13 protein-coding genes and 1 riboswitch are annotated in these 14413 nt (G+C 73.9%); of the genes, 10 read left to right on the top strand and 3 right to left on the bottom strand.

Annotation, left to right across the window (positions count from 1 at the left end; translation table 11 throughout):
* Positions 1-9: 9 nt before the first annotated feature.
* The 9 genes from O7599_RS35760 (at position 10) to O7599_RS35800 (ending at position 9466) form a co-directional block, all read left to right on the top strand.
* Positions 10-2517: a mannose-1-phosphate guanyltransferase gene (locus tag O7599_RS35760; RefSeq protein ID WP_281619763.1), complete on the top strand. Its 2508-nt coding sequence runs from the start codon at positions 10-12 to the stop codon at positions 2515-2517.
* 81 nt (positions 2518-2598) lie between these two features.
* Positions 2599-3492 (top strand): DUF881 domain-containing protein, encoded by an 894-nt coding sequence (locus O7599_RS35765; protein WP_281619764.1) that lies wholly within the window; start codon positions 2599-2601, stop codon positions 3490-3492.
* Positions 3489-3821 (top strand): small basic family protein, encoded by a 333-nt coding sequence (locus O7599_RS35770; RefSeq protein WP_281619765.1) that lies wholly within the window; start codon positions 3489-3491, stop codon positions 3819-3821. Before O7599_RS35765 ends, O7599_RS35770 begins: the two co-directional genes overlap by 4 nt.
* 326 nt (positions 3822-4147) lie before the next feature.
* Positions 4148-4966 carry a DUF881 domain-containing protein gene (locus tag O7599_RS35775; RefSeq protein WP_281623653.1) on the top strand — a complete coding sequence of 273 codons (819 nt, stop codon included), beginning with the start codon at positions 4148-4150 and terminating at the stop codon, positions 4964-4966.
* A 162-nt stretch (positions 4967-5128) separates the two neighbouring features.
* Positions 5129-5947, top strand: coding sequence for an FHA domain-containing protein (locus O7599_RS35780; RefSeq protein ID WP_281623654.1), 819 nt, complete (start codon positions 5129-5131; stop codon positions 5945-5947).
* 32 nt (positions 5948-5979) lie between these two features.
* Positions 5980-6702: a MerR family transcriptional regulator gene (locus O7599_RS35785; protein WP_281619766.1), complete on the top strand. Its 723-nt coding sequence runs from the start codon at positions 5980-5982 to the stop codon at positions 6700-6702.
* Positions 6703-6755: 53 nt separating this feature from the next.
* Complete coding sequence (locus O7599_RS35790) at positions 6756-7229, top strand: bifunctional nuclease family protein (RefSeq protein WP_026276413.1); 474 nt, start codon at positions 6756-6758, stop codon at positions 7227-7229.
* Between the two features lie 206 nt (positions 7230-7435).
* Positions 7436-7984 carry a MerR family transcriptional regulator gene (locus O7599_RS35795; RefSeq protein ID WP_281623655.1) on the top strand — a complete coding sequence of 183 codons (549 nt, stop codon included), beginning with the start codon at positions 7436-7438 and terminating at the stop codon, positions 7982-7984.
* A 114-nt stretch (positions 7985-8098) separates the two neighbouring features.
* A complete protein-coding gene (locus tag O7599_RS35800; RefSeq protein ID WP_281619767.1) occupies positions 8099-9466 on the top strand; it encodes a DNA polymerase IV in 1368 nt (455 codons plus the stop codon).
* On the opposite strand, the gene O7599_RS35805 is transcribed toward O7599_RS35800, so the two are convergent.
* Positions 9467-9871 (bottom strand): PRC-barrel domain-containing protein, encoded by a 405-nt coding sequence (locus O7599_RS35805; protein WP_281619768.1) that lies wholly within the window; start codon positions 9869-9871, stop codon positions 9467-9469.
* A gap of 141 nt (positions 9872-10012) precedes the next feature.
* A riboswitch (glycine riboswitch) is annotated at positions 10013-10109 on the top strand.
* A gap of 179 nt (positions 10110-10288) precedes the next feature.
* Between O7599_RS35805 and gcvP the strand changes: the two genes are divergently transcribed.
* A complete protein-coding gene (gene gcvP / locus O7599_RS35810; protein WP_281619769.1) occupies positions 10289-13186 on the top strand; it encodes an aminomethyl-transferring glycine dehydrogenase in 2898 nt (965 codons plus the stop codon).
* Between the two features lie 133 nt (positions 13187-13319).
* On the opposite strand, the gene O7599_RS35815 is transcribed toward gcvP, so the two are convergent.
* Both O7599_RS35815 and O7599_RS35820 read right to left on the bottom strand, forming a co-directional pair.
* Complete coding sequence (locus O7599_RS35815) at positions 13320-13526, bottom strand: DUF5999 family protein (protein WP_281619770.1); 207 nt, start codon at positions 13524-13526, stop codon at positions 13320-13322.
* A gap of 257 nt (positions 13527-13783) precedes the next feature.
* Entirely contained in the window at positions 13784-14371 is a 588-nt protein-coding gene (locus tag O7599_RS35820; protein WP_281619771.1) for a hypothetical protein, read from the bottom strand.
* Between the last annotated feature and the right edge of the window lie 42 nt (positions 14372-14413).

Below are 14413 nucleotides of genomic sequence, written 5' to 3' on the forward strand. Positions count from 1 at the left end.
GCTTCCGATATGAAGGCCGTCGTGATGGCTGGGGGCGAAGGCACCCGCCTGCGCCCGATGACCGCGAGCATGCCCAAGCCCCTGCTGCCGGTGGTGAACCGGCCGATCATGGAGCACGTCCTGCGGCTGCTCAAACGCCACGGGCTGACGGAGACGGTGGTGACCGTCCAGTTCCTCGCCTCCCTGGTGCGGAACTACTTCGGGGACGGCGAGGAGCTCGGCATGGAGCTCACGTACGCCAACGAGGACCGTCCGCTGGGCACCGCCGGCAGCGTGAAGAACGCCGAGGAGGCGCTGAAGGACGACTCGTTCCTGGTGATCTCCGGCGACGCGCTGACCGACTTCGACCTCACCGACCTGATCGCGTTCCACCGCGAGAAGGGCGCGCTGGTCACCGTCTGCCTCACCCGGGTCCCCAACCCGCTGGAGTTCGGCATCACCATCGTCGACGAGGAGGGCAAGGTCGATCGGTTCCTGGAGAAGCCCACCTGGGGCCAGGTCTTCTCCGACACGGTCAACACCGGCATCTACGTGATGGAGCCCGAGGTCTTCGACTACGTCGAGGCGGACACGTCAGTCGACTGGTCCGGTGACGTCTTCCCGCAGTTGATGAAGGACGGCAAGCCCGTCTACGGCTACGTGGCGGAGGGCTACTGGGAGGACGTCGGCACCCACGAGAGCTACGTCAAGGCGCAGGCCGACGTGCTGGAGGGCAAGGTCGACCTCGATCTCGACGGCTTCGAGATCTCGCCCGGCGTCTGGGTCGCCGAGGGCGCGGAGGTGCACCCCGAGGCCGTCCTGCGCGGCCCGCTCTACATCGGCGACTACGCCAAGGTCGAGCAGGGCGCCGAGGTCCGCGAGCACTCGGTGCTCGGCTCCAACGTCGTCGTCAAGCAGGGCGCGTTCCTGCACCGCGCCGTCATCCACGACAACGTCTACATCGGCGGCCACAGCAACCTCCGCGGCTGCGTCATCGGCAAGAACACCGACGTCATGCGCGCCGCGCGGATCGAGGACGGCGCGGTCATCGGCGACGAGTGCCTGATCGGTGAAGAATCGATCATCCAGGGCAATGTGCGGGTCTACCCCTTCAAGACCATCGAAGCGGGCGCCTTCGTCAACACCTCGGTCATCTGGGAGTCGCGCGGCCAGGCCCACCTCTTCGGCGCCCGCGGGGTCTCCGGCATCCTCAACGTCGAGATCACCCCCGAACTCGCCGTCCGGCTGGCCGGCGCGTACGCCACCACCCTGAAGAAGGGCTCCAGCGTCACGACCGCCCGCGACCACTCCCGCGGCGCCCGGGCGCTCAAGCGCGCGGTGATCTCCGCGCTGCAGGCCAGCGCCATCGACGTACGCGACCTGGAGAACGTGCCGCTGCCCGTGGCCCGGCAGCACACCGCACGCGGCAGCGCCGGCGGCATCATGATCCGCACCACGCCCGGCGTCCAGGACTCCGTCGACATCATGTTCCTCGACGAACGCGGCGCCGACCTCTCCCAGGCCGCCCAGCGCAAGCTGGACCGCGTCTACGCCCGCCAGGAGTACCGCCGGGCGTTCCCCGGCGAGATCGGCGACCTGAGCTTCCCCGCCAGCGTCTTCGACTCCTACACCGGCTCGCTGCTGCGCGCCGTGGACGCCGGCGGCATCGCCGAGGCCGGCCTCAAGGTCGTCGTCGACGCCTCGCACGGCAGCGCCGGCCTGGTCCTCCCCAGCCTCCTCGGCCGCCTCGGCGTGGACGCGCTGACCATCAACACGGGCCTGGACGAGTCCCGGCCGACCGAGACGCCGCAGTCGCGCCGCGCCGGACTCGTCCGCCTCGGCGAGATCGTGTCCTCCGCGCGGGCCGCCTTCGGTGTGCGCTTCGACCCCGTCGGCGAGCGGATCTCGCTCGTCGACGAGAAGGGCCGGATCGTCGAGGACGACCGGGCGCTGCTCGTCATGCTTGACCTGGTCGCGGCGGAGCGGCGCAGCGGCCGGGTGGCGATGCCGGTGACGACGACACGTATCGCCGAGCAGGTGGCCGCCTACCACGGCACGCAGGTGGAGTGGACGACGACGTCCCCCGACGACCTGGCCCGGGTGGCGCGGATGGACGACGCCGTCTTCGGCGGCGACGGCCGCGGCGGCTTCATCGTGCCGGAGTTCTCCTCCGTCTTCGACGGCGCCGCCGCCTTCGCCCGGCTCACCGGCCTGGTCGCACGCACCCAGCTCACCCTCAGCCAGATCGACGCCCGCATCCCGCAGGCGTACGTGCTCTGCCGTGACCTGGCCACGCCGTGGGCCGTCAAGGGCATGGTCATGCGCCGGGTGGTGGAGGCCGCGGGGTCCCGTGACGTCGACACCACCGACGGCGTCCGGGTCGTGGAGGCCGACGGCCGCTGGGTGCTGGTGCTGCCGGACCGCGCCGAGGCGGTCACGCACCTGTGGGCCGAGGGGCCCGACCAGGCGTCGGCCGAAGCCCTGCTCGACGAGTGGGCTGCAGTTGTCGACGGGGGCGGCGACGGGAGCGGCGACTGACGCGGGCACAGCGGAGCGAGAGTTCACCCAACCCAGGGGTCGCGGCACCATAAGGCCTCCCGGCGTGCAACGATGTCCGGCATGCCGCAGCAGCCCCCCGAACGGAGCAGCGCACCGGCACGCCCCCGTCCGGACGCCTCCATGTCGCTGCTGACCCGGCTGATGGACCACAGCCTGGACGACGGGTACGCCGAGGCCGCCGCGCGCCACGGCGCCCGCCCGCGCGGCGAGCGGCTTCCGCAGCGCCTGCGCGGGCGGGCCTGGCTGGCCGCCGGCCTGGTGCTGACCGCGCTGGTCCTCACCGTCGGGGCCGCCGAGGCGCGGATCGAGGCGCCGGACCTCGCCCGCGAGCGCGAGGAGCTGATCGAGCGGGTCGAGGACCGTACCGACGCGGCGGACGACCTCGACCGCACGGTCGAGCACCTTCACGACGAGGTCGCCGACCGGCAGCGCGAGGCGCTGGAGGAGAGCGGCGGCGACCGGGCGGCCCTGCTCGCGCTGCTGGCCGGGGCCGCGGAGGCCGAGGGCCCCGGCGTACGGCTCGTGGTCGACGACGCCGCCGACGCGGGCACCGGCGCGACCGGCGGCCCGCGCAGCTCCACGAGCTTCGCCGACGACGGCCGGGTACGCGACCGCGACCTGCAGCGCATCGTCAACGGCCTCTGGCTCGCCGGCGCCGAGGCCGTCTCCGTCAACGGCCGCCGGCTCACCGCCCTGTCCGCGATCCGCGCGGCCGGCGACGCCATCCTCGTCGACAACCGCCCGCTGGCGCCCCCGTACACGGTGCTGGCCATCGGCGACGGCGAACGCCTCCTGGAGCGGTTCCGGGAGAACGCCGACGGCCACTACCTGGACGTGCTCCAGGACAACTACGGCATCAGGGCCGGGGTCTCCGCGCGCGACGACCTCCGGCTGCCGGCCGCCACCGGCCTGTCCCTCCGCCACGCAGAACCGAAGGAGAACAACCCCTCGTGATCGCCGTACTGGGCCTCGTCGCGGGCGTCGTCATGGGCCTCGTGGTCCAGCCCGTGGTGCCGGCGGGCCTGGAGCCGTACCTGCCCATCGCCGTCGTCGCCGCGCTCGACGCGGTCTTCGGGGCGCTGCGGGCCATGCTCGACGGGATCTTCGACGACAAGGTCTTCGTGGTGTCGTTCCTGTCGAACGTCGTCGTGGCGGCGCTGATCGTCTTCCTCGGCGACAAGCTGGGCGTCGGCGCGCAGCTCTCCACGGGCGTCGTGGTCGTGCTCGGCATCCGGATCTTCTCCAACGCCGCCGCCATCCGGCGGCACGTCTTCCAGGCGTGAGGCCCGTGTCCGACGAGACTCCTCCGAACCCCCCGCGCCCGGGCGACCCGCCCGCCGCGTACCCGCAGGGCACGCCGGGCGGCCCGGCCGGCGCCCCGGAGCCGCCCCGCCCGCCGGCGCCGCGGCACCAGCCGCCGCGCCACTCCCGGAAGCAGCCGCCCCAGCCGCAGCCGCCGCGTCAGCCGCCCCCGCAGCCGCCGGAGGCGCCGCAGGCGCCGACGCCGCCCGCACAGCAGCCGCCGCGCCGGCCCGACGTCCGGCAGCGGCCCCCGGAGCAGCGGCGACCTCCGGCGCCGCCGCGACCGCCAGAACAGCGGCGGCCCGCCCTGCCGCGGCCGGCGGGGCCCCCGCCGCCCGAGGGCGCGCCACCCGCGGAGAGCACCGCGCCCGCCGAGCCGCCGCCCGCCCCGCCCGAGCCGTCGCTCGGCGCCGGCCGGCGCCGCCTGGTCGACGCCGTGTGGCCGCCCCGGCTGACCCGCTCCCAACTGATCGTCGCCCTGCTGCTGTTCGTGCTCGGCCTGGGCCTGGCCATCCAGGTCCGCTCCACCGGCGAGTCCAGCGCGCTGCGCGGCGCCCGGCAGGAGGACCTCGTGCGGATCCTGGACGAGCTGGACGACCGCACGCAGCGGCTCGAGGACGAGCGCGAGCGGCTGGAGGACCAGAAGGCGGAGCTGGAGAACAGCTCCGACCAGGCGGAGGAGGCACGCCGCCAGACGGAGGCCAAGGAGCGCCAGCTCGGCGTGCTGGCGGGCACCGTCGCCGCCGAGGGCCCCGGCATCGAGATCACCGTCCGTGGCCCCGAGGGGGCGGTCGAGGCGGACATGCTGCTCGACACGATCCAGGAGCTGCGCGCCGCCGGCGCGGAGGCGATCCAGATCAACGGCGTGCGCGTGGTCGCGGGCACGCACTTCGCCGGCGCCGGCGAGGACGACGTGGCGATCGACGGCCGCAGGGTCTCCCAGCCGTACGTCTTCCGCGTGATCGGCCGCGCCGAGGATCTGGAGCCCGCGCTGAACATCCCCGGTGGGGTGGTTCAGACCATGGAGGAGGAGCAGGCTACGGTGTCCATCGAGCCCCGCGACACGGTCCTCGTGGACGCCTTGCGGCGGGAGAAGCGGCCTGACTACGCTCGGTCGTCGCCGTGACCTCAAGGTTACGGGGGGTCGACGCAACGGCCGCGGTTGCGTAAGGGAAACTGTCCGGGGGTTGTGGACGTTCAGTGAATGTCCGGTGCCGCTGATGCGCGTGTCGAGTGACCTGCTCGAACACGGGCCTGTCCGACGGTCAAGGGGAAATCGCCCGTGAAGTTGTTCGCTAAGTTGTTCGGGAGGGGCTCGGCGGATCGGCCGGGTCGGCACCGCGCCGCGTCCCAGGGCGGCGAGGCCGGCGAGCGTGCCTTGTACCGGGACCAGGCGCCTCCGCCGCCCGGCGACATTCCGGGCGGCCAGGGCGAGTCTTATGTTGACCCTGCCGCGTCGGGCCGCATAGGTTTCGGGGAACCGTCAACCTCAAGTGCGGGTGGAGGGTTCGCCCCCGGCTCGCATCCGCCCGACGCCGCTGCGGGCGTTCCGCAGCAGGAGGCTCAGTCCATGGACCTGCCCGTATGCAACAGGTGCGGGGCCCGTAACGCCCAGGCGAGCCGGTTCTGCTCCAACTGCGGCGCCCCGCTGCGGGCAGGTGTGGCCGAGCGTCCCTCGGAGACCACCACCACGATCTCCATCTCGGGCCTCGAGGCGTACGAGGCCGAGGTCGCCAGCGGCGGGCAGGCGCTGCCGCCGCTGTCGCCCGAGGCGCAGGCGGCCGTCGACGCGCTGCCGCCCGGCTCCGCGCTGCTCGTCGTCCGCCGGGGCCCCAACTCGGGGGCCCGGTTCCTGCTGGACAGCGAGCTGACCACGGTCGGGCGCCACCCGCAGAGCGACATCTTCCTGGACGACGTCACGGTCTCCCGGCGGCACGTGGAGTTCCGCCGGACGCCTGACGGCCGGTTCTCGGTCGCCGACGTCGGCAGCCTGAACGGCACGTACGTCAACCGCGAGCGGATCGACGAGTTCGAGCTGACCAGCGGGGACGAGGTGCAGATCGGAAAGTTCCGGCTGGTGTTCTTCGCCAGCCGGCGCGCCGCCTGACGGCGGGAGCGGACGACCACGGGACGGAAGCGATGGGCGACACCCCGGAGGGCGGCACCGCCGCCCCGGAAGCGGACCGGCCGGACGGGCGCCGGGAACGCGACCGGCAGCTCAGCATCGGGGGCGTCCTCGCGCTGCTCCGCGAGGAGTTTCCGGAGGTCACCATCTCCAAGATCCGCTTTCTGGAGTCGGAGGGCCTGGTGGAGCCGCAGCGCTCGCCGGGCGGCTATCGCAAGTTCGGCGCCTCGGACGTCGAGCGGCTGGCCCGGATCCTGCGCATGCAGCGGGACCACTACCTGCCGCTGAAGGTCATCCGTGAGCAGTTGGACGCCGATCCCGGGGCCGGCGCCGTGCCCGGGGCCTCCGCCGGCGCGGAGGCCCCCCACGACCCGCGTATCGACCGGGCGACGCTCCTGCGCACCGCCGCCGTCGGCGAGGACGAGCTGGCGTCGTGGGAGGAGTTCGGCCTCCTCACCCCGGACGCCGACGGGCTCTACGACGCGGACGCCGCCGCCGTCGCCCGCCTCGTCGCCGAGCTCGGCAGTTACGGGCTGCAGGCGCGCCACCTGCGCGGCCTCAAGGCCGCCGCGGACCGCGAGGCCGGCCTCGTCGCACAGGTCATCGGCCCGCTGCGGCGGCACCGCAGCCTCCAGACGCGGGCCCACGCGGAAACCACCGCCGAACGGCTGATCGAGCTGTCCGCGCGGCTGCACACGACCCTCGTACGGTCCTCACTGCGCGTCGCCGGCAACTGACCGGTCCCGTGCTCGACTACCCAAAACCGCCGGGGTCGGCCTAGGGTTGCTGTGTGAACGAGCTCGACGTTGTGGGTGTCCGGGTGGAAATGCCCTCGAACCAACCGATCGTTCTCCTGCGTGAAGTGGGCGGCGACCGGTACCTCCCTATCTGGATCGGTCCCGGGGAGGCGACGGCGATCGCCTTCGCGCAGCAGGGCATGACCCCCGCGCGCCCGCTCACCCATGACCTGTTCAAGAACGTGCTGGACGCGGTCGGCCAGGAACTCTCCGAGGTCCGGATCACCGATCTGCGGGAGGGCGTGTTCTACGCCGAGCTGGTGTTCTCCGGCGGCGCCGAGGTGAGCGCCCGCCCCTCCGACGCCATCGCGCTCGCCCTGCGCACCGGCACGCCGATCTACGGCAGCGAAGGAGTGCTCAACGACGCGGGTATCTCGATCCCGGACGAGCAGGAGGACGAGGTGGAGAAGTTCCGCGAGTTCCTCGACCAGATCACGCCCGAGGACTTCGGTACGAACCCTCAGTGACATCCGCCCCGGCAGCCCGCGGGCCTACCGCACGGGCGCCGCGCGCAAACCACCCGTAGGGTGATGAGCACCCGGCGTGCCCCGTGTGGCGTTCGTTGACGCGCCCCGGGCGACTGCCTACCGTCGGGAGGCAGGTCAGGGAGCGGGAGGTCGGCGTGGTGGTCACGGGCGGCGGGAGATCGGCCGGAGGGGGCGGACCTGTTCCGCTGTACGGTCACGGCGCGGAGCGCGCGAGGCGGCCGCAGGCCGCCTCCGCGGACCCGGACGAGGTCGGCTACCGGGGACCCGCCGCGTGCGCCGCGGCCGGCATCACGTACCGCCAGCTCGACTACTGGGCCCGCACCGGCCTGGTCGAGCCCGGCGTCCGCGCCACGCACGGCCCGGGCGCCCAGCGGCTCTACGGCGCCCACGACGTCGTCGTCCTCAAGATCGTCAAGCGGCTGCTGGACGCCGGGGTCTCGCTGCAGAGCATCAGGACGGCCGTGCGGCACCTGCGCGCCATCGACGCCGCAGACCTGCGGCGCCTGACGCTCATCAGCGACGGCGCCACGGTCTACGAGTGCACGTCGCCCGAGGAGGTCGTCGAACTGCTCCAGGGCGGCCAGGGCATCTTCGGCATCGCCGTCGGCGTGGTCTGGAGCGACGTGCAGGCAGCCCTCGCGCAGTTGCACGCGGAGCGCGTCGACACCGGCGAGACGCTGGTCGGGCACAACGCCGCCGACGAGCTGGCCCGCCGCCGCAGCCGCGCCGGCTGACGCCCGCCGCGCCGGGCCCGGCCCCGTAGGGCGCCCCGGGACCGTACGGCGCCGGCACGGGCGCCCTGCGGGCGCCGACGGGCCGATGTCGTACCCATGGGGGACCATTCGAGCGTGAGAAGCGCGCCGTCGGTCCTGCACCTGGACATGGACGCGTTCTACGCCGCCGTCGAGCAGGCCGCCAAGCCGAGCCTGAAGGGCAAGGCCGTGATCGTCGGCGGCCTCGGCCCGCGCGGCGTGGTGGCCACCGCGTCGTACGAGGCGCGGGTCTTCGGGGTGCACTCGGCGATGGCCATGGGCATGGCCCGCAGGCTCTGCCCGAACGCCGCCTTCCTCATCCCCCGCTTCCGGCTCTACCAGCAGGTCAGCGGCCAGGTCATGGCGCTGCTGGGGGAGCTTTCCCCGCTGGTGGAGCCGCTGAGTCTGGACGAGGCGTTCGTCGACCTCGAAGCCGGCGGCGTGCCCGCCGAGGAGGCGGCGCTGCGGGGCGTGGCGCGTCGGCTGCGCGCGGACATCCGCGGCGCCACGGGACTGACCGGGTCCGTCGGCCTCGCCGCCTCCAAGATGCTCGCCAAGGTCGCCTCCGAGCTGGCCAAGCCGGACGGGCTCGTCGTGGTCCCGCCGGGCGGCGAGCGGGCGCTGCTGGGGCCGATGAACGTGCGTACGCTGCCGGGCGTGGGACCGGCGACGGCGGACGTGCTGCGCCGGGCCGGGATCACCACGGTCGGGGAGGTCACGGACGCCGGCGAGGACGAGATGGTGCGCCTGCTGGGCAAGGCGCACGGCACCGGGATCCACGTGATGGCGCTGGGCCTGGACGAGCGGCCGGTGGTGGCGGACCGGGACACCAAGTCCGTCTCCGTCGAGGACACCTTCGACGTCGACCTCACCGACCGGATCCGCATCCGCACGGAGGTCGAGCGGCTGGCGCGGCGGTGCGTGGAGCGGCTGCGCCGTGCGGGGCGCTCCGGCCGCACGGTGGTCCTGAAGGTCCGGCGGTACGACTTCTCCACCCTCACCCGCTCCGAGACGCTGCGCGGGCCCACCGACGACCCGGCCGTGGTCACCGAGGCCGCGCTGCGGCTGCTGGACGGCGTCGAGACGACCGCGGGCGTGCGGCTGCTGGGCGTCGGCGTGAGCGGGCTCGCGGACTTCACCCAGGAGGACCTGTTCGCGCAGGCCGGCCAGGCGCCGGACGTGGTGCACGGGCCGGTGGACGCGGACGGCCCGGTGGCGCTGCCGCAGCCGGAGCCGCCCCCGCCGCCCGCCGCCGAGCCGGAGCCGGCGGCTCCGCACTGGCTGCCGGGGCTGGACGTGCGGCACGCGGAGCACGGTCCGGGCTGGGTGCAGGGCAGCGGCGTCGGCCGGGTCACGGTGCGGTTCGAGGTGCCCGGCTCGGCGCCCGGGCGGGTGCGTACGTTCGCCGCCGACGACCCGGCGCTCCGGCCGGCGGACCCGCTGCCGCTGGTGCCCGGCGGCTGATCAGTCGTCGGAGCCGGCGACCTCGCCGAAGTCCCGGTCCGGCTGCGGCTGCCGGTTGGGGTGGGTCTTGGCGACGTCCGGCGGCAGCGCCAGGCCGTAGTGGTGGTAGAGCTGCAGTTCCTGCGCGGGCGAGAGGTGCCGGCCGACGCCGAAGTCCGGTGCGTCCTTGATCAGCGCGCGGTCGAACGGCACCCGCAGCCCCTCGTCGGCCAGTTCGCTCGGGCCCAGCGGCACGAAGGCGTCCCGGTGGAACAGCCCGGTGCGCAGCGCCGCCCACTGTGGGGCGCCGGTGACGTCGTCGAGGTACACCTCGTCGACGGTCCCGAGCTTGTCGCCGTTGCTGTCGTACGCGCGCACGCCGATCAGGCTCCGGGGGTCGATGTCGGTCTGCACGCTGCCTCCCACGTCTCGTCACGGCTCCGCCTGTCCTCCACGTAACGCCACAACGTGCCCCGCGGCCACTCGGCGGGCGCCGCCCGGGCGCACCCGGCGAGCGCCCGCGCCGGGATGCGCTGGGGCGTGCGCTGGTACGCTGGCCGTGGCCGCAGACCCCGTGCGGGAGAGTCCTCCGTCCGCCAGCCGGAGGCGCCGAAGGAGCAACTCCTCCCCGGAATCTCTCAGGCCCCCGTACCGCACGGACGAGGTCACTCTGGAAAGCAGGGCGGGCCGCCGCGCGGCCCCACCCTCACCGACGGTGCAAGCCGGCGCGCGCCCAGCCAGGGCGTACCGGTGAAGCTCTCAGGTCCGGATGACAGAGGGGGAGGCCGTACGGGTGCCCGGCCCAGGGGCATCCGCGAAGGTCCGTGCGACCAGGAGGCCCCGTTGTCCGAGACGAACGCCCACCACATCCCGCTGTCCGCCCTGGAGCGCGGCACGCCCTTCGAGCAGCGCCACATCGGCCCGGACGCGGGCGACCGGGCCAAGATGCTCGCCCAGGTCGGCTTCGGCTCGCTGGACGAGCTGACCGAGGCCGCCGTCCCCGCCTCCATCAAGGACACCGGCGCCTTCGCGCTGCCCGCGGCCCGCTCGGAGGCCGGGGTGCTGGCGGAGCTGCGCGGCCTGGCCGCGCGCAACCAGGTGCTGACCTCCATGATCGGCCTCGGCTACCACGACACCCACACGCCGCCGGTCATCCTGCGCAACGTCATGGAGAACCCCGCCTGGTACACGGCGTACACCCCGTACCAGCCGGAGATCTCCCAGGGCCGGCTGGAGGCGCTGCTCAACTTCCAGACCGTCGTCGCCGACCTCACCGGGCTGCCCACCGCCGGCGCCTCGCTGCTCGACGAGGGCACGGCCGCCGCCGAGGCGATGGCGCTGTCCCGGCGCGTCGGCAAGGTCAAGGACGGCGTCTTCCTGGTCGACGCCGACACCCTGCCGCAGACCGTCGCGGTGCTGCGCACCCGCGCGGAGCCGACCGGCGTCGAGGTCGTCGTCGCCGACCTGGCCGGCGGCATCCCCGCGGAGGTCGCCGAGCGCGGCGTCTTCGGCGTGCTGCTGCAGTACCCGGGCGCCTCCGGTGCGGTACGCGACCTCGCCCCCGTCATCGAGGCGGCGCACGGGCTGGGCGCCGTCGTCACCGTCGCCGCCGACCTCCTGGCGCTGACCCTGCTGACCTCGCCCGGGGCGCTCGGCGCGGACATCGCGGTCGGCTCCAGCCAGCGCTTCGGCGTCCCGATGGGCTTCGGCGGCCCGCACGCCGGCTACATGTCCGTCCGCGACAAGTTCGCGCGCAGCCTGCCCGGGCGGCTCGTCGGCGTCTCCAGGGACGCGGACGGGGCGCAGGCGTACCGGCTGGCCCTCCAGACGCGCGAACAGCACATCCGCCGCGAGAAGGCCACCAGCAACATCTGTACCGCGCAGGTGCTGCTCGCGGTGATGGCCTCGATGTACGCCGTCTACCACGGCCCCGAGGGCCTGGCGGCCATCGCCCGGCGCACCCACCGCTACGCCGCGATACTCGCCGCCGGCCTCAGGGCCGGCGGCGCGGACGTGGTGCACGGCGCGTTCTTCGACACCGTCACCGTCCGCGTCCCGGGCAGGGCCGCGGAGGTCACCGCCCGCGCCCGCAACGCCGGCGTCAACCTGCGCCTCGCCGACGCCGACCACGTCGGCGTCTCCTGCGACGAGACCACCGTCCGCGACCATCTGGCCGTCGTCTGGGACGCCTTCGGCGTCGCCCATCAGGACGTCGAGGAGCTGGACGCCGCGACCGCCGACGCGCTGCCCGGGGAGCTGCTGCGCGCCGACGAGTACCTGACCCACCCCGTCTTCCACCGGCACCGCTCCGAGACCGCCCTGCTGCGCTACCTGCGCACGCTCGCCGACCGGGACTACGCGCTGGACCGCGGCATGATCCCGCTCGGCTCCTGCACGATGAAGCTCAACGCGACCGCCGAGATGGAGGCCGTCACCTGGCCCGAGTTCGCCGGGCTGCACCCCTTCGCGCCGGCCGACCAGGCCGAGGGCTATCTGACCCTGATCCGCGAGCTGGAGGACGGGCTGGCCGCCGTCACCGGCTACGACAAGGTCTCCCTGCAGCCCAACGCCGGGTCGCAGGGCGAACTGGCGGGCCTGCTGGCCGTCCGGGCGTACCACCGCGCCAACGGCGACGAGCGCCGCACCGTCTGCCTCATCCCGTCCTCCGCGCACGGCACCAACGCCGCCTCCGCGGTGATGGCCGGCATGAAGGTCGTGGTCGTCAGGACCGCGGAGAACGGCGAGGTCGACGCGGACGACCTGCGCGCGAAGATCGAGCAGCACGGCGACGAGCTGGCCGTGCTCATGGTGACCTACCCCTCCACGCACGGCGTGTTCGAGGAGCACATCACGGAGATCTGCGACGCCGTGCACGCCGCCGGCGGCCAGGTGTACGTGGACGGCGCCAACCTCAACGCGCTCGTCGGCCTCGCCGGGCCGGGGAAGTTCGGGGGCGACGTCTCGCACCTGAACCTGCACAAGACGTTCTGCATCCCGCACGGCGGCGGCGGCCCCGGCGTCGGCCCGGTCGCCGTCCGCGAGCACCTGGCCCCGTACCTGCCGAACCACCCCCTGCAGCCCGTCGCGGGCCCCGAGACGGGTGTCGGCCCGGTCTCCGCGGCGCCGTGGGGCTCGGCGGGCATCCTGCCGATCTCGTGGGCGTACATGAAGCTCATGGGCCAGGACGGCCTGCGCCGCGCCAGCCAGGTCGCGGTGCTCGGCGCCAACTACGTGGCCAGGCGGCTGGAGCCGCACTTCCCGGTGCTGTACGCGGGTCCCGGCGGGCTCGTCGCGCACGAGTGCATCGTCGACGTACGGCCGCTGACGAAGGCGACCGGGGTGTCCATCGACGACGTGGCCAAGCGGCTGATCGACTACGGCTTCCACGCCCCGACGATGTCGTTCCCGGTGGCCGGGACGCTGATGATCGAGCCGACCGAGAGCGAGGACCTGAGCGAACTCGACCGGTTCTGCGAGGCGATGATCGCAATCCGGCGCGAGATCGAGCGGGTCGGCACGGGGGAGTGGGACAAGGACGACAACCCGCTGGTCGGCGCTCCGCACACCGCCGCCCAGCTCGCGGGGGAGTGGAACCACCCGTACGGGCGGGACGAGGCGGTCTTCCCGGCCGGGGTGACGCCCGCGGACAAGTACTGGCCGCCGGTGCGCCGGATCGACGGCGCCTACGGCGACCGCAACCTGGTCTGCTCCTGCCCCCCGCTGGACGAATACGACGCCTGACGTACGTCTCCGCGCGTACCGCACCCGGCCCGGCGCCCCGCGCCGGGCCGCCGGCGTGCGGGGCGCGAGCGAGGGGCGCGGAAGACCGGCGGGTGTACGCCGGCCGGGGTGGGCCGCCGCGCCCGGCCGGGTGCTAGGCCGCGGCGGTCACGTCGTCGGCGTTCGGCGGCCGGTGCGGTGCGATGATCCGGCCGTCGGGCAGCAGCTCGCCCGTGTCCTCGAACAGCAGAACGCCGTTGCAGAGCAGGCTCCAGCCCTGTTCCGGGTGGTTCGCCACCGGGCGCGCCGCCTCCCGGTCGGTGGACTGGGCGGTGGGACAGAGTGGCTGGTGCTGGCACATGGCTGGGTACTCTCGCCGTTTCGTGGTCTCGGTCCTGCGGTCTGCAGATGTCATCGCCGCCCCCGTGTCGACTCGTTCCGCAACCAGTGTTCCCCCGTGCGCGTCAGTTCGCAGGGATTTACCGGCAGGTAGTCTCCGGGGTAGAAGACGCATCACCCTCGCGGGCGGTTGCCCGGTGCAGAACCATCCTTTCGGGGGGTGCCCCGGAAGGGAGTGGACTAGTCCACAGCGGTGATCAGACCGTGACCTCGCCGTGATCAGGCCGAGGAACCGAGCAGCCGCGCACCGGCCAGCCGGTCCCGCAGCGCGGGCAGCAAGTCGCCCGCGCGGTGCGCGCGGTGGGCGCGGATGCCGGGCGGCGCGGGCGCCAGCGGCACCAGCAGATCGGCCGGGTCGATCTCGCCCGACTCGGCCGGTGCGGCGGCATCGGTGCGCAGCCAGAGCGTGACCATGTACAGCTCGGGCACGGACAGCAGCCGGGGCTGCAGGAGAGCCGGCAGCGACTCGGCCTGGCGCAGCGCGCGTTGGGTGGAGGCGACGTACGGGCCCTCGGAGAAGTGCGAGAACGCCCAGCCGTCCGGGGTGATCCGGGCCTCCGCGGCGGCGACGACCCGGCCCTCGGCGGCGAGGTGGAACCGCCAGCCGGTGAGCGCCGCGTGCGGGGCGCCGTCCCCGGCGCCGACACCGTCCAGGACGTGGACCGGCAGCGGGTCCGTGCTGCCCGCCGGGCCCGCCCAGGCCGACGGTGCGAGCTTGCGGGTCCCGCGCACCGCCGTCGGGGACTTCAGCGCGGCGTGGACGCTGCGCAGAGCCGGGGAGGGGGGCGTAAGCACGCTGAGCGGCATAGGGGTCGCCTACCTTCGACAGACGTGGAGCAGAGCAGGAAG

Source organism: Streptomyces sp. WMMC500 (genome assembly GCF_027497195.1).
Classification (GTDB): Bacteria; Actinomycetota; Actinomycetes; order Streptomycetales; family Streptomycetaceae; genus Streptomyces.

Coding starts and splice junctions, on each gene's coding strand:
- O7599_RS35765 (WP_281619764.1), top strand. CDS start 2,599: ATGCCGCAGCAGCCCCCCGAACGGAGCAGCGCACCGGCACGCCCCCGT.
- O7599_RS35760 (WP_281619763.1), top strand. CDS start 10: ATGAAGGCCGTCGTGATGGCTGGGGGCGAAGGCACCCGCCTGCGCCCG.
- O7599_RS35815 (WP_281619770.1), bottom strand. CDS start 13,526: ATGTGCCAGCACCAGCCACTCTGTCCCACCGCCCAGTCCACCGACCGG.
- O7599_RS35785 (WP_281619766.1), top strand. CDS start 5,980: ATGGGCGACACCCCGGAGGGCGGCACCGCCGCCCCGGAAGCGGACCGG.
- O7599_RS35820 (WP_281619771.1), bottom strand. CDS start 14,371: ATGCCGCTCAGCGTGCTTACGCCCCCCTCCCCGGCTCTGCGCAGCGTC.